This is a genomic window from Succiniclasticum ruminis DSM 9236 (genome assembly GCF_900112895.1).
GTDB lineage: Bacteria > Bacillota > Negativicutes > Acidaminococcales > Acidaminococcaceae > Succiniclasticum > Succiniclasticum ruminis.
Map to the genome: position 1 here is coordinate 196,058 of NZ_FONL01000002.1, position 20,860 is coordinate 216,917.

Annotated in this window: 20 protein-coding genes; 16 read left to right on the forward strand and 4 right to left on the reverse strand. The window is 46.9% G+C overall.

Going from position 1 to position 20,860, the window contains the following annotated elements; translation table 11 throughout:
• The first annotated feature begins 3 nt into the window (after window positions 1-3).
• From BM159_RS02940 to lexA, 16 genes are all read left to right on the forward strand, one after another.
• Window positions 4-1,206, forward strand: a complete 1,203-nt coding sequence (locus tag BM159_RS02940) for a hypothetical protein (RefSeq protein ID WP_093912774.1) — start codon at window positions 4-6, stop codon at window positions 1,204-1,206.
• Window positions 1,207-1,384: 178 nt separating this feature from the next.
• Window positions 1,385-1,717, forward strand: a complete 333-nt coding sequence (locus BM159_RS02945) for a DUF3795 domain-containing protein (RefSeq protein ID WP_093912775.1) — start codon at window positions 1,385-1,387, stop codon at window positions 1,715-1,717.
• On the forward strand, window positions 1,711-2,079 hold the full coding sequence (locus BM159_RS02950; RefSeq protein WP_093912776.1) for a hypothetical protein: 369 nt from the start codon (window positions 1,711-1,713) through the stop codon (window positions 2,077-2,079). Before BM159_RS02945 ends, BM159_RS02950 begins: the two co-directional genes overlap by 7 nt.
• A complete protein-coding gene (locus tag BM159_RS02955; RefSeq protein ID WP_093912777.1) occupies window positions 2,076-2,936 on the forward strand; it encodes a DMT family transporter in 861 nt (286 codons plus the stop codon). Before BM159_RS02950 ends, BM159_RS02955 begins: the two co-directional genes overlap by 4 nt.
• A gap of 30 nt (window positions 2,937-2,966) precedes the next feature.
• The gene (locus BM159_RS02960; RefSeq protein WP_093912778.1) at window positions 2,967-3,482 is read left to right on the forward strand and encodes a hypothetical protein; all 516 of its coding nucleotides are present in this window, start codon (window positions 2,967-2,969) and stop codon (window positions 3,480-3,482) included.
• Between the two features lie 21 nt (window positions 3,483-3,503).
• The gene (locus BM159_RS02965) at window positions 3,504-3,941 is read left to right on the forward strand and encodes a hypothetical protein (protein ID WP_093912779.1); all 438 of its coding nucleotides are present in this window, start codon (window positions 3,504-3,506) and stop codon (window positions 3,939-3,941) included.
• 95 nt (window positions 3,942-4,036) lie between these two features.
• Window positions 4,037-4,297: a hypothetical protein gene (locus BM159_RS02970; RefSeq protein ID WP_093912780.1), complete on the forward strand. Its 261-nt coding sequence runs from the start codon at window positions 4,037-4,039 to the stop codon at window positions 4,295-4,297.
• A 12-nt stretch (window positions 4,298-4,309) separates the two neighbouring features.
• Window positions 4,310-5,065, forward strand: a complete 756-nt coding sequence (locus BM159_RS02975) for a class I SAM-dependent methyltransferase (protein WP_093912781.1) — start codon at window positions 4,310-4,312, stop codon at window positions 5,063-5,065.
• A 48-nt stretch (window positions 5,066-5,113) separates the two neighbouring features.
• Entirely contained in the window at window positions 5,114-5,845 is a 732-nt protein-coding gene (locus BM159_RS02980) for a class II aldolase/adducin family protein (RefSeq protein ID WP_218149483.1), read from the forward strand.
• Between the two features lie 40 nt (window positions 5,846-5,885).
• Entirely contained in the window at window positions 5,886-7,172 is a 1,287-nt protein-coding gene (locus BM159_RS02985) for an amidohydrolase (RefSeq protein WP_093912782.1), read from the forward strand.
• Between the two features lie 148 nt (window positions 7,173-7,320).
• Window positions 7,321-8,160: a sulfide/dihydroorotate dehydrogenase-like FAD/NAD-binding protein gene (locus BM159_RS02990; RefSeq protein WP_093912783.1), complete on the forward strand. Its 840-nt coding sequence runs from the start codon at window positions 7,321-7,323 to the stop codon at window positions 8,158-8,160.
• Window positions 8,148-9,539 carry an NADPH-dependent glutamate synthase gene (gene gltA / locus BM159_RS02995; protein WP_093912784.1) on the forward strand — a complete coding sequence of 464 codons (1,392 nt, stop codon included), beginning with the start codon at window positions 8,148-8,150 and terminating at the stop codon, window positions 9,537-9,539. Before BM159_RS02990 ends, gltA begins: the two co-directional genes overlap by 13 nt.
• Before the next feature lie 95 nt (window positions 9,540-9,634).
• Complete coding sequence (locus BM159_RS03000; protein WP_093912785.1) at window positions 9,635-10,264, forward strand: hypothetical protein; 630 nt, start codon at window positions 9,635-9,637, stop codon at window positions 10,262-10,264.
• A gap of 27 nt (window positions 10,265-10,291) precedes the next feature.
• The gene (locus BM159_RS03005; protein WP_093912786.1) at window positions 10,292-11,743 is read left to right on the forward strand and encodes a hypothetical protein; all 1,452 of its coding nucleotides are present in this window, start codon (window positions 10,292-10,294) and stop codon (window positions 11,741-11,743) included.
• Between the two features lie 166 nt (window positions 11,744-11,909).
• Window positions 11,910-13,151 (forward strand): hypothetical protein, encoded by a 1,242-nt coding sequence (locus BM159_RS03010; protein ID WP_143089383.1) that lies wholly within the window; start codon window positions 11,910-11,912, stop codon window positions 13,149-13,151.
• A gap of 643 nt (window positions 13,152-13,794) precedes the next feature.
• Window positions 13,795-14,460, forward strand: coding sequence for a transcriptional repressor LexA (lexA, locus tag BM159_RS03015; RefSeq protein ID WP_093912788.1), 666 nt, complete (start codon window positions 13,795-13,797; stop codon window positions 14,458-14,460).
• A gap of 166 nt (window positions 14,461-14,626) precedes the next feature.
• Here the strand turns inward: lexA and BM159_RS03020 are convergent, their stop codons facing one another.
• The 4 genes from BM159_RS03020 to BM159_RS03035 are packed head-to-tail and all read right to left on the reverse strand — an operon-like array spanning window position 14,627 to window position 20,716.
• Window positions 14,627-15,970 carry a methionine gamma-lyase family protein gene (locus BM159_RS03020; RefSeq protein ID WP_425443217.1) on the reverse strand — a complete coding sequence of 448 codons (1,344 nt, stop codon included), beginning with the start codon at window positions 15,968-15,970 and terminating at the stop codon, window positions 14,627-14,629.
• A gap of 26 nt (window positions 15,971-15,996) precedes the next feature.
• On the reverse strand, window positions 15,997-17,823 hold the full coding sequence (gene hflX, locus BM159_RS03025) for a GTPase HflX (RefSeq protein WP_093912790.1): 1,827 nt from the start codon (window positions 17,821-17,823) through the stop codon (window positions 15,997-15,999).
• Window positions 17,824-17,838: 15 nt separating this feature from the next.
• Window positions 17,839-19,440: a DEAD/DEAH box helicase gene (locus BM159_RS03030; RefSeq protein ID WP_425443218.1), complete on the reverse strand. Its 1,602-nt coding sequence runs from the start codon at window positions 19,438-19,440 to the stop codon at window positions 17,839-17,841.
• Window positions 19,424-20,716: a competence/damage-inducible protein A gene (locus tag BM159_RS03035; RefSeq protein ID WP_093912792.1), complete on the reverse strand. Its 1,293-nt coding sequence runs from the start codon at window positions 20,714-20,716 to the stop codon at window positions 19,424-19,426. The genes BM159_RS03030 and BM159_RS03035 overlap by 17 nt, the downstream gene beginning before the upstream one ends.
• Window positions 20,717-20,860 lie beyond the last annotated feature (144 nt).

Here is a 20,860-nt window from a genome sequence, read left to right on the forward strand (position 1 = left end):
GAAATGATTACTGTCGGCATTCTGCGCTGCAATGTTTGCGGCGCTCCCATGTATCCCAATCCGGCAAAGCAGGCGTTTTGCTGTCCGTTCTGCGGCAATATGTCAGCCTATGCGATGCAGCAGTCACGCATGAAGCACGATCATCGAAAACTGGAATTTACGGAAGAAGGTTATTTCAGTTTGAAGCGTGTGGCTATCCTGACACCTGTGTCTGTTAAAGAAGAACTTCTTGCCAAACGCAAGTGGAGAACCTTTGACGAACTGGTGCAGCTGTTTGACCGGCGTGCGTTCGTGACTTTCAAAAACAAAAGAGAGTTTTCCTTTGACTGTCCGGCCTGCGGAGCGCCCGTCCACGGAAACTCTGTCATGAGTATGTTTGAATGCCGGTATTGTGGGAGCAAATACTCATTTGAGGATGCGGCAGAACACGGATATATCAAAGTTGCAAGGATCATTGGATATGAAGGCATGCTGCCGGACCAGTGTCTTCCTTACGAAGTTAACCCTGAGCAGGCGGAAATTTATATCCGCAGGCTTGCGGAACGATATAATCTGGAACAGGGCGGTTTCCCAGTCAACGCCCTGCTGCAACAGAAAAAATTACTGGCTGTTTATGCACCGGGAAGATTATGGGACCGGAAGTTTTTGTTAGAAGTTGCAATGAATGGCAGCCGGTCCAAACTTTACGTGGAATGGCTCAACTGGGTCAGCCTGTTCAACAGCCTGGACGCGGAAACGTTTGACCGCCTCCAGCCCTGGAATTTTGAAAAGGCAGGTCCTTTCGTCCCCGAATATGTAGAAGGGGATGTCCGCCTGATGGCAACCCTGAATGACAACGACGAGCTGGAACTGCGACAGGCCCTGCTTGCGAAACGCCTTACAGAAGAAATCAGCGAAACCTTTGATGTAAAAAGCCCCAGGATTCTTAAATGGGGCGATGATTTTATCAAACATAAAAACGGCACCATTGCCATGCCTGTATATTATCTGGAATATCGCGATTTACAAAAGCGCCTTTGCATGAACGTCATGGTCAACGGCCAGACCGGAAATACGGTTGCGTCCGTCAGCCGGAACGGGGAAGAGCGTTGCTGTGAAATGACGCCGGGCAAGTTTACCGATATGACCGGGGAATGTTCCATGCATTCCAAACCGGTAAAGGTAAAATATGTAAAGCCAAGTTTTCTATATGAAACGTTGCGGTAAATATAATCTAGTTTGCAAAAAGGAACAGGACGCAAACATGCGGGACGAAGCCTGGCCGGATTTACAGGTAGAATTCCAACGGCATTATGCAACACTGGATAAATACAGATAAAGCCGGGTTGTTTCTTTACGACGGGGAGTGCTGGCAAACGTGGCTTCTGTTTCCGGAGGTTATGCAATGAAAACGTATATTGCCTATTGCGGGCTGGATTGTGAAACCTGTGAGGCCCGGCTTGCAACGATGCATAATGACAATGAACTGCGTAAGAAAATCGCAAAAGAATGGTCTGAGCTGAATCATGCGGAAATAACCCCGGAAATGATAAACTGTGAGGGTTGCCGCATGGACGGAGTGAAAACGCCATATTGCGATTCCCTTTGCCAGATCCGTCAATGCGGCCTGAGCAAGGGTTATGAAACATGCGGCGACTGCAGTCAACTGGAAACCTGCGAAAAAGTCGGGATGATTATCGGCAACAACAGGGAAGCCCTGCGCAATTTAAAATGTTAAATAAAGACATTATAGTTTATAAAGATGAACGCTACACACTGGGACTGGAAGACAAGAATCCGTATCTTACAGTAGATGGAAAGACCTATCAGCTTTCCTGTCACCCCTATGAGCCCTGTACATATATCAGGGAGGGAGAGCGTCTTGTCTCCGTGATTCACAACGCATTTGACCCGGCGTATGTAATCGAAGCGTTTTCGAAAGGTGAGACGGTTACTTCAATTTCGGGAAAACTATATGACGCAAAATCATTTTGTACCTTGATAGCCTTCGCGGCAGATTCCCTTTACGATACGGATATAAGCTATGCAGAGGGCGCGCTGGCTGTTAAAGAATTGAAAGAGTCAGGGGACGGAAAGTGAACAACAAAAACGCAGGCATTTTTTACGGCATGTATATTCTTTCCATGCTGCTGTTTGGCACAAACGGATACCTGGTGGCACATATCTCGCTGCAGAGCAGCCAGATTGTTCTTGTCAGGACACTGATCGGCGGGCTTGTGCTGTCAGCAATGGTCCTGATGCAAAAAGACTTTTCGTTCAGCCGGATTAAACCCGAACTGGGCAATCTTCTGGCTGGCGGCATCGCCCTTGGCTTGAACTGGGTGACTTTATTCGCCGCATACCGGATGCTGAATGTAAGCCTTGCTACGCTGATTTATTATGCAGGTCCCATGCTGGTATTACTTTTCTCGCCCTGGCTGTTCCGTGAAAAGCTGACAAAGCGGAAACTGGTTGCCGTTATGATTGTTGCTGCCGGTTTGCTCTGTATTACCGGGAGTATTGCCGCCGGCAAGCTGAGTATGGCAGGACTGTTTACGGCGATTGGTTCGGCCCTTTTTTATGCGGGCCTGATTGTGTTCAACAAGCGCATCAGAAATACAAGCGGGTTACAGACAGCCGCCGTTGAACTCGATGTGGCTTTTGTTGTTGTATTGTTATACGTTCTTTTTGCTTCGGGTTTATCTTACCCGATGACTGCCGATATTCCGTACCTTCTGATTATCGGTCTTATGAACACGGGGCTGGCTTATTTCCTTTATTTTACAGGTATGCAGCGCCTGCCCGCCCAGTCGGTGGCGCTTATCAGTTATATCGATCCTGTATCGGCATTATTGTTTTCCGCATGGCTGCTGAACGAAAGCATGACCATGCTGCAGATTGCCGGAGCTGTTTTCATTATAGGCGGAGCAATCGTTGGGGAACTGGTTGAAAAGTAATCCATAAACAGACAGCGAGGGGGAAAAAGTATGAGAATCAGAAAAGCTTTGATTGCAGTTTTATGTTTTGGAATATGTCTTCCGCTATTTTCCGGCATTGCAGAAGCCAAAGGCGGAAAAGATATGGTTCAGGAAAAGACAGCTTATATTACAAGGTGCGGATACGTCAGTTCCGGCAGTTCTACAGGCGGATACGAGCGCATTGAACTGAAACGCATCAGTGATTCGGAAGCAAACTACAAAAGCAGCGGCAAAGACTGGCATAGTTCTCCGGAAAGAACGGTGGACAAAAACATTTCAGCAGACGTGTTAAAAAAGATGGAGGAACTGGGCAGGGAGTATAAAATCTTTAAATGGAAACCCTTTCGCAAAAGTGCTTTATTTGCCCTGGATGCTGCAAGCGTAAGCCTTTCCGTTTCCTACAAAGACGCAAACAACGGGGCCGGCTGGACTCTTACCATGCGCTCCGATGACGAACTAAGCGATAAGCAAATTGATTACTATCATAAACTGCTTGATTTATTGCTGTCGGCAGAAGGACAGTGATTTAATATGCATGGACATCCTATGGAAACAAATATCATAATCTATTACGACAAAGAGTTCATCAAAAATTTTGAGGAATTAAAAACGTTGCTGGACGCCGGGGACAGACAAAAACTGTATCAGTTTTTATTGGATAAATTCGGTTTTATTTTCAAAATGAACCAGGTTTATTGGATCCGGATTGCGGAAAACAACGGACGGGACTTTTTGGAAACAGGAAAAGAAATACAGCAGGAACTGATGCGGCCGCTGTCGCACAGGCAATACCGTCTGATAGAAGGATCTTTTTCTCCGTACCGGGAGGAAGAAGAGGATGTCATTTGTTCCATCTGGGATTTTTTATACGACGACGGCCGGATTTACCATAAAAAAGCGATGAGTTCCGCGGAAGTGAGCGGCTGCTCGATGATTTTGGAGAACGTTTACTGCTGTCTGGCAAGAAGAAAGTATCCGGTTTAACCCTGAGAAAAACTGCCTGATAATCTGATTATATATAATATAATTTTTTAATGTGACGCTGATTAAAAGATTTGTTGAAGAGGAGAGGTGTAATCATGATCACAGCAAAACAGGCTTACGAAATTGCCAAAGAGTGGATGGGACCCTTCGCGTTAGTCAGTGCCGGTTATGAAATTGATACCCATTTTATTTTTCTCCGGGAGCATAACAGAGGGAAACTCTGGACAGACCATGCTTCTTTCTGGATTGACAAGACAAACGGCGCGTTAAAAATCGTATCGGCCATACCGGCAACAAAAGAGTTTGACCTGATGCAGCAGGGCAAACCGCTGAACCTGGCGGAGATGTGCGAATAAAACAAACGAATTATGAACATTGACTGGAATGCAACGAATTACACAAATCATTTTTCTTTCGTTCATCAATTTGGGGAGGATGTGCTGAAGCTCATTGACGCGCCGGCGGGGTCTCGGGTTCTGGATTTGGGGTGCGGCAACGGAGCACTCAGCAAAAAACTTCAGGAACTCGGTTTCCTGGTCCGGGGAATGGATGCTTCGGAAGAAATGCTTGCTGTCGCGCGGCAGCTTTTTCCGGACATCAGGTTTGAGAAAGGAGACGCCACGCAGTTTACGCTGCAACCTCCGGCAGACGTAATCTTTTCCAATGCCGTATTCCACTGGATTGACGCGGAAAAGCAGGATGCGCTGGCAGTGCATATTGCAGATGCATTGAAGCCGGGTGGCTCCCTCGTTTGTGAATTTGGCGGCAAAAATTGCGCGGAGTCAGTCCATGTCATGCTGGAGCAGTGCTTTGCAGAGCGTGGTCTGCATTACGCACGGTTTAACTATTTCCCTACGATTGCCGAATACACTGCCGTTTTAGAGCGTAACGGACTGCGTCCGGATTACGCTGTACTGTTTGACCGCCCGACACCGCAAAGTCCGGGAAAGACCGTCGTGGACTGGATAGATATGTTCGTCAGGGAGCCCTTCCGGGGAATGGAAGAAAAACAGAAGGCAGAAATCCTTCAGGAAGCGGAAAGCCGGCTGCGGCCAAAACTCTGCAAGGATGGCAGGTGGATCATCGATTATGTGCGGATTCGCGTAAGGGCGAGAAAATTATAATGCAACGCGGCTTTAACATGTACGTTTTTCTGAAAAGAGGTCTTAACATTGGATAAAGGTAATTTAGAGAAAATCAGGCAATCGGTGGTAGAAGCGGGGCTTGTGCTGGCTCATTCCAGCATGACCATCGGTACTTATGGCAACATCAGCTGCCGCGTGGATGAGAATCATATTGCCATCACGCCGTCAGGCAGGGATTATGAGCAGCTCACCTCCGCTGATATCGTCGTGACTGACCTGAAAGGGGACGTTCAGAAGACTGGCAGTGAAGACGGAGGCCCGGAAAAAAGTGTGGATAATGCCTTCGGAAACAATGCCATTCCATTGCGTCCTTCTTCGGAGCTGCCGCTGCATCTGGAAATATACAAAAACTTTCCGGAAGCCCGGGCCATCGTGCATACCCACAGTGTTTACGCCAGCGCACTGGCAGTGGCACATAAGGATCTGCCTCCCGTTATTGAAGACCTGACACAAATTACAGGCGGCGCGGTGCGCTGTACCGACTACACGATTGCCGGGACAAAAGAACTGGGATTAAAAGCAGTGGAAGCCATGGAAGGCGGACGCAGTGCCGCGCTGCTGGCAAACCACGGCGCCGTATGCTGGGGCAGGAATATGAAAGAAGCGCTGGCAACAGCACAGGTCCTGGAAAAAGCCGCGCAGATTTACTGTATTGCCCATTCTTTTGGTTCGTCGTTCCCATTAAATGAAACTACCGTAAACACGCTGCACGATTTTTATCTGAATCATTACAGCAAAAGGCAGCGGGGAGAAGAGTGACTCATTATATTTTATTCAAACTTAGCGAAAGGAACTTGTCATGAAGAAAATTTTAATCAGCAATGTGGAAATTGTTACGGACGGCCCGGCTTACAAAAAGAAGTACATCGGCATTACAGGGAATACAATTTCCTACATCGGTATTAAAAAGCCAAAAGGCTATGAGGATGCCTATCAGATTGACGGCACAGGAAAGTTAGCTGCTGCCGGTATGGTGAACGCGCATACGCACATCGCCATGTGCCTGCTGCGCAGTTACGCCGATGATATGGCGTTGATGGATTGGCTGCAGAATAAAGTATGGCCGGCCGAAGCAGGCCTGCAGAAAGGCGACTGCTATGTGGGCACGCAACTGGGCATTCTGGAAATGCTGAAAAGCGGTACTACTGCTTATGCCGATATGTATTTCTTCATGGATGAAACTGCGCAGGCCTCTCAGGAAGCAGGCATCCGCGCCTGTCTGTCCCGGGGCTTGATGGGCGACAAATATGACAAAGCAGATGAACGTCTTAAAGAGAATGTACAGCTTTACAAAGACTGGAACGGAAAAGATGACGGACTGATCACCGTTATGCTGGGACCCCACGCTCCTTACACCTGCGGCAAGGAATATCTGAAACTATTAGTAGATACGGCTGGCGAACTGGGATGCCAGCTGCACATGCACCTGGCGGAAACAGAGCAGGAAGTAAAGGACTGCGTAAAGAATTTCGGCGCCACACCTATTAAATACGCAGACAGCCTTGGCATTTTGGACAGAGGCTGCCTGATTGCCCATGGCGTATGGGTGACGGACGAAGAAATGGAAATCATGGCTGCCAAAAAGGCAAGGGTAGCCCACAATCCCCAGAGCAACTTAAAACTGGCCAGCGGTATCGCCCCGGTAGAAAAGATGCTGGCAAAAGGAATCACAGTAGGTCTTGGCACCGACGGCGCCACCAGCAACAACAACCTGGACATGCTGGAAGAAGCACGGCTCACCGCCATGCTGCACAAAGCTGTCACTTATGATCCGCTGTGCATTCCGGCAGCCACGGCCTGGGACATGGCCACATACCAGGGAGCAAAATGCCTTGGCTATGACAAGCTGGGAAAACTGGAAAAAGGCTGGTTGGCAGACATTGTTTTGTATGATATGAACAAGCCCCACTGGTATCCCCGCAACAACCGCCTGAGTCTTCTGGTATACGCAGCCAATGCCGGTGATGCGGACACGGCCATTATCAACGGCAAAGTAGTAATGGAAAAAGGCGAAGTGAAATCGCTGGATGCGGAAAAGATTTATTATGAAGCTGACAGGGTAGCAAAACGACTTACAGGGAAATAAGAATACTTTAGGCAAATTTATTCCTAAAGCTTCTACTTATTTTATTTGTTTTTATTCACAAATTGTTTTAAATTTCGTAACAATGAAACCCGAAAACGTATTATAATAATTAGATAGGGAAATATGAATTGAAGGAAGGGGAATCATCATGGCGAAAATCTTGGACAAAAAACTTGTTTCACCTGCCGTATACGAATTGGTGATCGAGGCGCCGCTGATTGCGCGCAAATGCAAACCGGGCCAGTTCGTCATTGTGTTATCGGATCCCGAAAGCGAACGGGTTCCGTTCACCATTGCGGATTTTGACCGGGAAAAAGGAACCATCACCATGATTATCCAGGTGGTAGGCAACACCTCCCGCCATATCTGTGAAGATTATGAAGCAGGGGACGAGTGGGATAACATCGTCGGCCCGTTAGGCCAGCCTTCTGAAATGAAAAATTTCGGCACTGTAGTCTGCGTAGGCGGCGGAATCGGTGTTGCCCCGGTGTATCCTATCGCACGTGCTTACAAAGAGCTGGGCAACAAAGTCATTTCCATTATCGGCGCCCGGAATAAAGACCTGGTATTGTGGGAAGAGCGCATGCGCGCCGTTAGTGACGAACTGATTGTCTGCACCGACGACGGCAGTTACGGTCATAAGGGCTTTGTCACCGATCCGTTGAAGGCAATGTTGGAAAAAGGCGAGAAGGTGGATTATGTTATCGCCATCGGCCCGGTCATCATGATGCGTAACGTGGCCCGCACCACGGAACCGTTTAAGGTGTTTACGGCAGTCAGCCTCAACACCATCATGGTAGACGGAACCGGCATGTGCGGCGGTTGCCGCGTGCTGGTAGGCGGCGAGAACAAATTCGCCTGCGTGGACGGCCCGGAATTTGATGCCCATAAAGTAGATTTCGCCAATCTGATGGAACGCCAGAAGATGTATAAAACTCAGGAATCGGTTGAATGGGGATGCGGAGGTGCCTGCAAATGCTTAAAGTAAATCGTCACGCTATGCCGGAACAGCCGGCTGAGATCCGCCGTCGCAATTTTGAAGAAGTGGCGCTGGGCTATGATGAAGCCACTGCCATTGAAGAAGCCAAACGCTGCCTGAACTGTCCCAAGCCCCGCTGTGTAGAAGGCTGCCCTGTTAATATTTATATTCCGAAATTTGTTCACGCGGTTTCTGAAGGAGACTTTGCTTCCGCCATTAAAATCATTAAAGAAAAGAGCAGCCTGCCTGCTGTCTGCGGCCGTGTCTGCCCGCAGGAAAAACAATGTGAAAGCCGCTGCGTGCTGGGTATCAAAGGCGAACCGGTAGCAATCGGGCGCCTGGAGCGCTTCGTTGCAGATTATGCACGGGAACACGGACTGGACAAAGTGGATCCGTCTGAAGTTGCCGCTAAAAACGGCAAAAAGGTTGCCATCGTAGGTTCCGGACCTTCCGGCCTGGCCTGTGCAGGCGTGTTGGCGCAAAAAGGCTATGACGTAACCATCTTTGAAGTCCTGCATGCAGCCGGCGGCGTGCTGATGTACGGCATTCCCCAGTTCCGTCTGCCCAAAGAAATCGTGCAACACGAAATTGAGGGGCTGAAACAGATGGGCGTGCACGTCCAGACCAATGCCATCATCGGACGTACCTTTACCATTGATGAGCTGATGAAAGAAGAAGGCTTTGACGCAGTGTATATCGCGACCGGCGCAGGCCTGCCTCACTTCATGCATATTCCCGGCGAACAGTTCAACGGTGTCTATGCCGCTAATGAATTCTTAACCCGCGTGAACCTGATGAAAGCGTACACGTTCCCACGGGCTGCCACTCCGGTCTTTATCGGTAAAAAGGTTGCAGTCGTGGGCGGCGGCAACGTAGCCATGGACGCAGCCCGTACTGCTATGCGGTTAGGCGCGGAGCATGTGTACATTGTTTACCGCCGCGGTGAAGATGAACTGCCGGCCCGTAAGGAAGAAGTAGGGCACGCCAAAGAAGAAGGCATCGAGTTCTGCCTGCTGAACAATCCGGTACGTATTGTCGGCAACGAGCAGGGCTGGGTCACCGGTCTGGAATGCGTTAAGATGGAACTGGGCGAACCGGATGCTTCCGGCCGTCGTTCCCCTGTTGCCATCAAAGACAGCAACTATGTGCTGGAAGTGGATGAAGTTATCATGGCCATCGGCCAGGGTCCAAACCCGCTGATTCATCAGACTACGCCGGATTTGGAAGTTAACCGGCGCGGCAACATCGTAGCCGATGAAAACGGCGCCACCAGCATGCCGGGCGTTTACGCGGGCGGCGATATCGTCACCGGTGCTGCCACGGTTATTTCCGCTATGGGCGCAGGCAAACGGGCAGCAGCGGCTATTGATGAATACCTGATGAAATAAAACAAGATTATGGAGTCGGGATCAGGTACTGCATAATTTTAGTTTTTGAATTCATAAAACAGATAATAATATTTAATCAGAAAGGCAGAATCAAAGTGAAAAAGCTCAAATTGTTATTCAGTGTTTTGTTTTTGCTCCTTGCTTTGACGGCTCCCGTTCAGGCCCAGGAAAGAATTCTTGATTATTTTTATCCGGAGGGACGTTCCTCATACTACATTTACAATGACGAAAAATCCGGACCTGTAGAAAAAGTGAACGTCACTTTTGAACGCAGCAACATCGGATACCGCCTGGACAGAGAATCTCCGATTCCCCTGATTGGCAGCATAAAGTTTCTTCCTTACAACGGCGTTTCTTCTTACATGCTGGATATTACGGATTACTCTATCACCGCAAGGACATGGTGGACAAAAGACGGGACTGACAATCAGAATTCCCAAAATAACACCCGTGTCAATCTTGAACTTTTAAAACTTCCCGCGAAAGGCGAGACTCTCAATTGGACCACAACTGTGAACGAAAACGGTATAACGCAGCAAATCTGGGAGATGAGCGCGAAACTCACGATGATTGCAGTTTTTGAAAATGGTGAAAGAGTTGCCGTAAAAGCACTGGAAGTAAAACGTAACGTATTTGATGCGCATCATAATCCGGTTCCGGAACAGTCCGTTACAGAATACTGGCGGCTGGGCAAAGGACTGATTAAGGTAGTCAGGAATAAGTAAAGTTTTTATATGGAGGTATCTGAGCATATGAAAAGCAGTGCGGCAGCAATATTGTCTTCCTTATTAGTGTTAAGCTGCGCATTACCTGTTTGCGCCGCAACAAAGCATGTTTACAGGGATGCGGATTCCGGTTTCAGTGTACAGTCGGTGAATCCGGTAATGGAATATGCCTCTAAGTACAGTTACGGATTCCAGGAAAATACCAGCGCAACAGACAGTCTGAACTCAATAGCCGCCATTCCGGCTGAAGTTGTAGAAAAGAAAACCGGACAGCCGTTTACGACCAGAGAATTTATGGCCAGACTGGCTTTGGAAGCGAATAAAAAATCAGCTGACAAATCGGATTATGTGTTGTTCCATCCGGAAACCTACGCCTATACCACAACGTTAAATACAAAAATGGAAGACAGCCTCTTCCACATTTTCGATCAGGAAGATCTGAAGGGCGCAAAGCTTTCCTACAGCACCAAAACCGTTGGCAAACGTGATTATTATATTATTTCCATGCAATACCCCGGAACCTTGAAAGAGGATAAAACTGTAGAAAAGAATGCAATGGATGTGCAGGTCTTCCTGACTTCTGAGAATAACATCCTGTATGTGGCTGAGTCGTTCTGCAGTGCGGAACCGGTTGTAAAAGAAAAGAAAGTTTCAGCCGCCAACGACACGAACATTAAAAAAGAATATGAAACCAAAGGCATTAACATGGAAACTGCAGAGACCGCCATGCAGGATCCGCATGCCGTTCACAAAGCGTTGCTTCCCATGACAGACACTACCTTAAGCGACCCGAAGTTCCAAAAAGAATTGAAAAAAGAAAGGGACGTCATTCTGAAAGGGTTTTCTTTCTTCAAACCCGAAAAAGCTGCTAAGCCCTTCGGTATGGAAGATTCCGCGATAAACCAGTTTGTAATCCTGCCGGATGAGTGGATCTATGTAAAATGCTCTCCGGAAATCAAAGATAAGGATGGCTTAAAATTGAATGTTTCTTGGGCAGCTCCTTATACCATGGTAGCCAACATGGTGACACAGTATTCGTTAAAAGATGCGGCCGCAGACTTAAAACCGGAAGATTTTTATGCCTTGTATGATGAAAGCGTAGTACTTGCCAGCTACAGCTTTAAAAAGAAAAATAAAGACTATGATTATTTTGCGGAAGAATTATTCAAAGTACCGCAAAGCGAGATGCAGAAAGCATTAGAGAAAATACTTCCTGAACTGACAAATAATGAAAAGATTAAAGAACATGCAATCTTCTCCAATCCAAAAGCATCCGTTACCAATGACGGAAATCAGATAACCTTACATTTTGACACCAATGTCAAAGTCATCAACAAATTTGATTTCCTTGCGCACAGCCTGCTGTCAGGCACAAGGGATAATGGCATTTTCAGCCTGTATATCGCGAAAGGCGACCACATGAAGACACAGTCTGCAGCAAGTCTTGCGGACACTGTCAGATTACTGCCTGAAAAATAGTTTTGCATAACTTTCACAACTAACAAGGAGAATAGATGTAATGGGTAAGATTCTCACAGCTTCTGTTTCTGCTCTGCTGCTTTTAGGCAGTCTCTCTGCCTTTGCCAAAACGATTACGTATACAGATCCGGATTCCGGTTTTAAATTGAAGTCACAGCCATCCTGGATGGAAATCGGCGGCAAAAACTTTTACGGTCTTGCCAATAAGCCAGACAAAAAAGAAGCCTCTTTAAATGTTATATGTGCGTTTACGGCAAAAGAAGTAGAAGAGGCCACAGGGGAAAAATTCTCTACGGAGGAATTCTTAAGAAAATACAAAGACCTGCAGGTTCTGGAGCGTAATGAACTTTCACCTGATAAAGTGAATTATATGTTATTTATGCCGGATCCGTATGAGATAAAAGCAGATAACAAGTTGTCTCTGACGCCTAAAGAACTCCTTGATAACTCAACCATAAGCATTTCCACGAACAAAAACGGGAAACAGCCTTATGTTTATCTTCACATCGTAGACAAAGGGAATACAGATACGCTGAAAAGCCTCCGCCGGTCTGTTGATATGCAGATTGCCATCACATCCGCCAACAATATGCTTTATACAGTCGTATCCACGTTCCCGCTGCCCAATCTGAAAGCACAGAAAGATAAAATAGAGGAGGCCACGCCTTTTTCCAAAAAGAAAGTTCGGAGCGAATTCACAGACGGAAATAAAGAGAAGCTCAATAGCTATATCGCTTCCCGCAAAACTTTTCTGAAGGGGCTGTCCTTCTTTGCGCCGGTAAAAGATACCGTTCCTTTCGGTTTCAATGATGAATTGCTGGGGGGCAGGATCAAATTACCGGAAAACTGGGCATATGCACAGGTTAATGATAATACACTCGATATAAATATCCCGGTTAAAGTTACGCTGGCCATGCCATGGAGCGGGTTATCCGAGTTTTTGGTACCTCAGAAAAATGCGGATAATGCAGCGGAAAAAAAAGACGACGCTAAACCACTGAGTAAAGAAGACATTTCAAAAATAAATTTTCAGAAAATTTCAGAAGCGGTCTTATTCGCTTCCTCCAAAGCCAAAGATAAAAATACGTTTTCTGAACTCTTCAACAACCCGTTTCTGACAAACCTTCTTATTGATAAATTTATTAATGAAGGATTAAAGCATCCATCCGTTAAAGAATATGTTGATTTTAATGCAATTAACACAAAATCAAACTTCACCAATAATTACGGAACAATAGAATTATCAGGTAACGGATCTGTGAAAAATAATTTTAAGTTTAATCTCAACGCAAACGCAATGTTTACGCCGCAAACTTTCGGTTTGACAGCTTACATTTCCAAAGATGAGAAAAAAATGGATACGGAACTGGAAAAGATTTTTGGAAGTATTAAATTGCTTTCTAAATAATTTTTGAACTGCAGAAAGAATCGTAAACCTGACTCATTAAAGTTTATGCAGAATAACAAAGAACACAAAACATATTCTTAACAAACAAATTAACGCCAGAAAAAGAAGGTAACCTGATACTTAATAAAAAACCGGCCAAAAAGTTGTGCCGGTTTTTTATTTTAAAAAACGACCGCGTAAAAAGCCCGTAGAGCGATTTTTAAGGCTGGGTACGATAAATGTGTCGCGCAAAAACAAAACAGGGCTTAAAACGCAAATACAAGCGTTGTAGAGGAAAATGGCCAAATTAGAGATTATAGTGATCTTTTTCAATAAGAAAAAACGGGAAGTTAAGGTGATTGCTTGGACCAAAGCATCACAAGACCGCTGTCCGGGGAACAGATTAAGAAAAAAAGTTAAATAATCGCCATTTTTCCTTTTCTGATTTTACATAATATATATTATCGGACGTAAAATGATTATTGGGAAATATATGGTATTTTAGCGCAGAATTTTGATTTCTGTACAATTTATTAAATAGCAAACGCTGATGAACAAACGTTTGACATCTCCCCCATGTTTTGATATAATTGATTTAGTTAAATATCATCTCACATGGTTTCGGTTATATAAATTAATTATATTTTTTTGGGAGGTTGCTTTTATGGCTCGTCACAAGAGTTTAATTCCTAAAGATTTTGACGGAAATTATACGGAAGATATGTTAACCGATCGTCAGAAACAGGTTTTGGATTTTATCCGCAGTTACGCTCAGTCCAAAGGCTATCCGCCTTCTGTACGTGAGATTTGTAAGGCTGTTGGTCTGTCTTCTACTGCCAGTGTCCATAATCACTTACATAAGCTGCAAAGTATGCATTTTATCCAGCGCGATTCAGCCAAGCCCCGTGCTTTGGAACTTACGCAGGAAGCCTCTTGGCGTAATAAAACAGTTGTTCCTGTTCCGCTTGTCGGTAATGTCACTGCCGGTATTCCTATCCTTGCTGTCGAAAATATTGAAGAGACTTACCCCATCCCTTTGGATCTGATTGGCACGGAAGATGATGTTTTTATGTTATCTGTTAAAGGCGACAGTATGATCAATGCCGGTATCCTTGATCATGATTATATTGTGGTACGAAAACAAAATTTTGCCAATAACGGTGATATCGTTGTTGCTTTAATTGATAATGAAGAGACAACGGTAAAACGTTATTTTAAAGATTTACGCTCTATCCGGCTTCAGCCTGAAAACGATTCCTACAGTCCTATTATCGGCAATGACAACATCCAGGTTATGGGTAAAGTAATTGCCGTATTCCGTATGCTGTAACCCGGCATCATTATGATGTCTCTCTTTATGTAGCGTCATTTATTCGTCTTTCTGACGTCATTTATGTTTATTTGACAAAAAATAAAACTACAGGATTTTATCATTTTGATTATCCTGTAGTTTTTTATTTTGTTTATTATCTGTATATACAACTTTTTTTTATATATTATTCATACAGTTTTTGTGATTTTATGATATTTTCACAGGCCTGTAACAGCTCTTTATCCTTTTCACCTTCCATGATAATGTCGCCCATTGCCTTTACCTTACGCTTTTCACACGCAGGCCCTATCAACCGGGCTGCTGCATTGATTGCCAGTTGCCCATGTTCGAATGTAAGGCCTCCCTGCATGAACGCATTGTACGGTTCCCGCATTGGTCCGTCAGCGCTTAGTTCAATGGATGCCCCCTGAACAAACGTTCCTGCAGCCATTATAATTTTATCCTGGTATCCGGGAATGTAACTTGGAACAGGTGTTACATGTGCGTCTACCGGTGAATTGAGTTGTACTGCCACGCAGAAATTCTCAAGATTTTTAGCTTTTTTTAATGTAATCGACTGGATAATGTCATGCCGTATCTCGCTATGCAGCGGCTTCACTTTATAGCCTAGCTTTCTGAAAACCGCCGCCGCATATATTGCTGTTAACACAGCCTGCATTACCACGTGAGGCGCCATAAACAAACCCTGATAGAATTCCCGGGCCGTATCGCCTAACGTCGCGCCCATCTCTCCGGCAAGACCGGGGACCGTAAGACGGCAGGCCGCATTATAAACCAACTCTTCTCTTCCGACAATATAGCCTCCTGTCGGCGCAAGCCCCCCGCCCACATTTTTAATCAGGGATCCGGCCATAAGGTCTGCTCCATAATCCGTCGGCTCTTTTGCTTCCGTGAATTCGCCGTAGCAATTATCTACAAAACATATAATATCTTTACGGATTTTGTGAACCTCTTCAATCAGCCGGCCGATGGAGGCAACATCCAGCGTGCCCCTGTCATCACTGTATCCACAGGAACGCTGTATATGCACCATCCGGGTCTTTTCGGTAATAGCGCTGCAAACAGCACGAATATCCACATAATTGCCTGTCATGGGGACTTCTTTATAGGCAACGCCTGTATCTGTCAGCGATCCCGGTATCCTTTCAGGATACCCGATAATAGTCTGCATAGTATCGTAGGGAGTACCTGTAGCGCCAATCACTTCGTCACCGGGGTGCAAATTACCCAGCATGGCTACAGCCAGTGCATGGGTTCCGGATACAAACTGCGAACGCACCAGGGCCGATTCGGTTCCAAAAATATCCGCATAAATCGCGTCCAGTTTTTCCCTGCCTAAATCGTTATACGCATAACCGGTTGAAGGTTTCATATAAAAATCCGATACCTGATGCTTCCGGAAAGCAGAAATTACTTTTTCGGTATTCGTTAAAGCAATTGCATCATAATAATGCTTTTGTTTTTCCACTTCCTTTCTGGCAAATTCAAAAATACTTTCTAAACAAATTGGGCTATTAAAATCCATAAACTGATTCAATCCTCATCGTCTGTTGTGTATTTTTGCCAACGCTCAACATCGTTGGCCTGAAGCCTGACTTTCATCTTAATCCCCTCCGCTTCATAATCCTGCGACAGCACTGTGCCTTCTTCGAATAATCTGGCCGCAGTGCCGGATTCACTGTAGGGAATTAATAAAGTGACTTCGATTGCTTTTAATTTTAAACTGTCGGAAATGGCTGTAAGCAACGTTTCCAATCCGATCCGTTTTTTGGCGGAGATACATACGCTGTCAGGAACTGACCTTAATTGTTCCAGAAAACCGCTGCTTTCGTCAGGCAGTTTATCGATCTTATTAAAAACACTTAAAATCGGTTTATCCTGCACGCCTGTTTCCTGCAGAACCCTGTACACTGCTTCGCTCTGCTCCTTATACAGCGGATGACTGACATCAATGACATGGACCAGCAGGTCCGCGTCCAGCGTTTCTTCTAAAGTAGATTTAAAAGCCGCAATCAGCTGATGCGGAAGACGCTGGATAAAACCTACCGTATCTGTCAGGATAGCCTGCCGCTTATCCGGAAGATTCAGCTGGCGTGTAGTGGGATCCAATGTTGCAAACAACTGGTCTTTCTCGTATACATCGGAATTAGTCAGCACATTAAGTAACGTTGACTTACCCGCATTAGTATATCCGATCAGGCTGACTGACGGAACCTGGTTCTTATTGCGGTAAGACCGGTGAAGCTTGCGCACATTCTGAACCTTGTCAATGCAGCCCTTTATGTACGCGATACGGTCACGAATCATACGGCGGTCTGTTTCCAGCTTGGTTTCGCCGGGCCCCCGGGTACCGATTCCGCCGCCTAAGCGGGAAAGGGAAAGCCCCTGCCCCATGATGCGAGGCAGCGTATACTGCAGCTGGGCCAGTTCAACCTGCAGTTTGCCTTCATTCGTCTGGGCACGCTGGGCAAAAATATCAAGAATCAGCGCTGTACGGTCCAGCACTTTTATACCCAGCGACTGTTCCAGATTCCGCTGCTGGGCAGGAGATAATTCTTCGTCAAAGACGCACAGGTCGATATCTTCCTGCTGTGCATATAATGCCAGATCACGCACTTTACCGCGCCCGATAAAAAATCCCGGATCCGGTTTAGGACGCTTCTGCAGAAATTTGGCGATCACCTCGGCCCCTGCCGTCTCGGCCAGCTGGCGCAGCTCCTCCAGCGAATCCTCGCTGGTCCACAGCCTGTCCTGCTTCCCGTATTCCAGACTTACCAGAATAGTACGTTCCGGTCTCTGCTCAAGCTTCTGGTTATCGTCGGTTACAGCCAAAAGTTTTTCTGCCGAACTGATAATATTTGGCAGAAACAATGTTTCCAGCACCTCCGGTTTGAATACGCCATATTCCTGAACCGTGTACTGTCCATACTCGTCCTTTCCCGTAATAATTGCAAAGTCGAACACAAACTCTTCCGGCTTTTCATCGTTCACGCCGATAGCAGCCATCAGATCATATTTATGGCTTCGCAAAGCAGACAGATCGATCCCGCTTAATTGCGAATTCCCGCCCGGATGCGTATGGATACAGCGAATCCCGCTTAAACGTCCGCTTCCCCGCCTGCCCGGCAGATCCGGCAGCGAAACCGTATTGCTGTCGCCCACGGAAACGCTTAGTACGTTTCCCTTGCGATCCAGAAATATGTTCACCTCGCGGTTTATGGCGCCCGTGATTTTTGCCATCTGTATTGCAATTTCCGGGGACACCAGCTGCCAGGGAGGGACCCGTAGCTGGTACAGCTGTTCCAGCATTGCGATAATGTTATTTTTTAATCCTTCTGTATTCCCCAGAATTTCTTTCATTCCAGACCCAACTCCTTAATCTTTGGAATGCGCCGGCTCAATATTTACCTTGTAACCGCGGATACTGTTTTTATGCATAACCGCCAACACCTTTTCGGCATACTGCTCCGGTACCTCGACAAAGGAAAATTTATCAAAAATATTAATCAGACCAATGGAACGGCCGGGAATATCAGCTTCCCTGGCAATCGTCCGCACCAGTTCGGGAACCGTAATCTTCTGGCTGCGCCCAACATTCAGGAAGAACCGCACCATGCCGGGACGGCCGCCGGTATTAGCCAGACTCTGATCCGTCAGATCGCTGATAGTGTTCTTTTCTTCCGTAATTTCAAGGGCTCTGTTCCCTTCCTGCATCAGTTTCAGCGCAGCTGCGGCAATTTCTTCCAGTTCGTATTCCTTGCTTAACGCAGTCACAACCGGCATGTAATTGCCGTAATTCCCCATTTCCAGCAGGGACTGCATCCTGGAGATGATCTGCTCCCGCTGGTGCTCCAGAACATCGCTGGTAGTCGGCAGTTCACGGCGGCGGATACGCGTTTTTGCAATCCGTTCTATCAGTTTTAACTGACGGAATTCCCTGGGAAGAATGAACGTCAGCGCCACGCCGGTATTGCCTGCCCGTCCGGTACGGCCAATACGGTGCACGTAACTCTCCGGATCCTGCGGTATATCAAAGTTGATGACATATTGCACGTTATCAATATCCAGACCGCGGGCCGCCACATCTGTGGCAATTAAAATGTCCAGACGCCCTTCCCTGAACTTTTTCATGACACGGTCACGCTGGGCCTGGGATAAATCCCCATGCAGTCCTTCCGCTATATATCCTCTGCTTCCCAACGAGGCCGTCAAATCATCAACACCCCGTTTGGTGCGGCAGAAGATGATGCTTTTTCCTTCGATACCCGCATCCAGCAGGCGGGAAATTCCTTCGATTTTATCACGGGTCTCAAAATAATACTGATCAATCAGAGGCACCGTGATTTCTTCTTTACTCACCGTTACTATCTGGGGAGCCCGCATGTATTTTTTGGTCAGGCTAAGGATCGGACGGGGCATGGTCGCGGAAAACAGCATGGTCTGCCGTTCAGACGGAACGCTCGCCATGATTTCTTCCATGTCTTCAACAAAACCCATATCCAGCATTTCATCTGCCTCGTCCAGAACAAGGTAGCGGACATAGTTCAGCTTGATTGTCCCCCGGCGGATATGATCCAGCAAGCGTCCCGGCGTGCCGATGACAATCTGCACACCGCTCTTCAGGGCGCGAATCTGCCGTTCAATAGGCTGGCCGCCGTAAACGGGAACTACTTTGATGCGTTTATTACAGCCAATCTTCGCGATTTCTTCCGCAATCTGGATTGCCAGTTCACGGGTGGGGCTCATGATCAGCGCCTGAATATGCCGGCGGTCTTCAATCCCCTGGATAATGGGAATGCCAAACGCAGCCGTTTTTCCTGTTCCGGTCTGTGCCTGCCCGATTATATCCCTGCCTTCCAGCAATAATGGAATTGCCTGTTGCTGGATCGGCGACGGTTCTTCAAACCCCATCTCCTTTAAGGCAGCAACAACACGCTTTTCCAGTACCAATTCTCCAAAACTATCTGTCTGCATCATGGTCATCAGTGGTTTCCTCCAAATCATTCTGTGCCGTATATTCTTTCAGCCGGTCCAGCGCCAATCCCAAAGCGGTCAAAGCCGCCCTCTGTTTGATTTGTGTACGTGTCCCGGTAAAATTATATTTCCGGCACGACGCGCCATTTTCATCCGCAACAGCTATATAAACAAGTCCCACCGGTTTCCTGCGGGTTCCCCCGCCGGGCCCGGCCAGCCCCGTAATACTCACCGCCATATCGGAGCCGATTACGTTCCGTACGCCTTCGGCCATTTCCAGGGCAGCCTCTTCACTCACCGCGCCTTTTTTTGAAAGCGTGGTTTTACTGACGTTGATCACCAGGTTTTTCACTTCGTTTGTATACGAAATCACAGAACCTTTCACATACTCGGAACTGCCTGGCACATCGGTCATCAGGCTGGATGCCAGTCCGCCGGTACAGGATTCCGCAAACGCGATTGTCTGCTTCCTGGTTAAAAGCTCTTTCCCCAGCACTTCAGGCAGGGTGTCTCCGTCATAACCGTAAACATATGGACCGATAATCTTTTCCACCCGTTCCTGCATGGCAGCAATCAGCGCGTCCGCCTCCTCCGCGGAAGAAGCTTTGGCAGTCAGCCGCACCAGAATTTCCCCGTGCCGTGCATAGAGGGCAATGGTAGGATTCGACTGGTGGACAATAATGTCGTCCAGCATCTCGGCCAGATTCGACTCGCCGATACCCCGTACCTTCAGCGTATGGGATTTGATAATTCCCAAATGGGGAAACCGCTGTTCAAAATACGGGAATAATTCCTGTTCGCAAACATGCTGCAATTCAAAAGGCGGTCCCGGAAGCATGATGAATGTGGTACTTCCATGCTCGAGTACAAGCCCCGGAGCTGTTCCCACCGCGTTATGCAAAACAATGGCGCCGCTGGGAACCAGGGCCTGCTTTTCGTTATTAGACGCAATACAGATGTTCCGTCTGGATAACAGGTCGTGGATATGGTTCCACACTTCCAGATTCATATACATATCTACGCCGCAATACTCCGCAACCAGTTCCTTGGTAATATCACCCCGGGTGGGTCCCAGCCCTCCACTGGTGATGACGATATCAGCACGCCCGGCAGCAATATCCAGCACCTCTTTCATTCGCGCCGGATTATCTCCTACTGTGGTCTGATACAAAACATCAAAACCGCGAAGATTTAATTCCTGTGCCAGCCAGGTAAAGTTCGTGTTTAAAATTTCTCCCAGAAGAAGTTCCGTACCGGTTGTGATAACCTCTACTTTCAATTGACTCCCTCCCCATGCGTTGCTCTGTTATTTCATAATTGCGGTTAAGGGACAAAAGAATGTATACAAAACCGAACCGCATAATAAAATAGCATAATACATTTTCATTGTCAATGACATAATAAATACTAGTATTCAATCCAC

Bases quoted from the DNA above. Each gene is read 5' to 3' on its own strand.
- BM159_RS02940 (WP_093912774.1), top strand. From the start codon at position 4: ATGATTACTGTCGGCATTCTGCGCTGCAATGTTTGCGGCGCTCCCATG.
- BM159_RS02945 (WP_093912775.1), top strand. From the start codon at position 1,385: ATGAAAACGTATATTGCCTATTGCGGGCTGGATTGTGAAACCTGTGAG.
- BM159_RS02950 (WP_093912776.1), top strand. From the start codon at position 1,711: ATGTTAAATAAAGACATTATAGTTTATAAAGATGAACGCTACACACTG.
- BM159_RS02960 (WP_093912778.1), top strand. From the start codon at position 2,967: ATGAGAATCAGAAAAGCTTTGATTGCAGTTTTATGTTTTGGAATATGT.
- BM159_RS02965 (WP_093912779.1), top strand. From the start codon at position 3,504: ATGGAAACAAATATCATAATCTATTACGACAAAGAGTTCATCAAAAAT.
- BM159_RS02970 (WP_093912780.1), top strand. From the start codon at position 4,037: ATGATCACAGCAAAACAGGCTTACGAAATTGCCAAAGAGTGGATGGGA.
- BM159_RS02975 (WP_093912781.1), top strand. From the start codon at position 4,310: ATGAACATTGACTGGAATGCAACGAATTACACAAATCATTTTTCTTTC.
- BM159_RS02985 (WP_093912782.1), top strand. From the start codon at position 5,886: ATGAAGAAAATTTTAATCAGCAATGTGGAAATTGTTACGGACGGCCCG.
- BM159_RS02990 (WP_093912783.1), top strand. From the start codon at position 7,321: ATGGCGAAAATCTTGGACAAAAAACTTGTTTCACCTGCCGTATACGAA.
- gltA (WP_093912784.1), top strand. From the start codon at position 8,148: ATGCTTAAAGTAAATCGTCACGCTATGCCGGAACAGCCGGCTGAGATC.
- BM159_RS03005 (WP_093912786.1), top strand. From the start codon at position 10,292: ATGAAAAGCAGTGCGGCAGCAATATTGTCTTCCTTATTAGTGTTAAGC.
- BM159_RS03010 (WP_143089383.1), top strand. From the start codon at position 11,910: ATGGAAATCGGCGGCAAAAACTTTTACGGTCTTGCCAATAAGCCAGAC.
- lexA (WP_093912788.1), top strand. From the start codon at position 13,795: ATGGCTCGTCACAAGAGTTTAATTCCTAAAGATTTTGACGGAAATTAT.
- hflX (WP_093912790.1), bottom strand. From the start codon at position 17,823: ATGAAAGAAATTCTGGGGAATACAGAAGGATTAAAAAATAACATTATC.
- BM159_RS03030 (WP_425443218.1), bottom strand. From the start codon at position 19,440: ATGATGCAGACAGATAGTTTTGGAGAATTGGTACTGGAAAAGCGTGTT.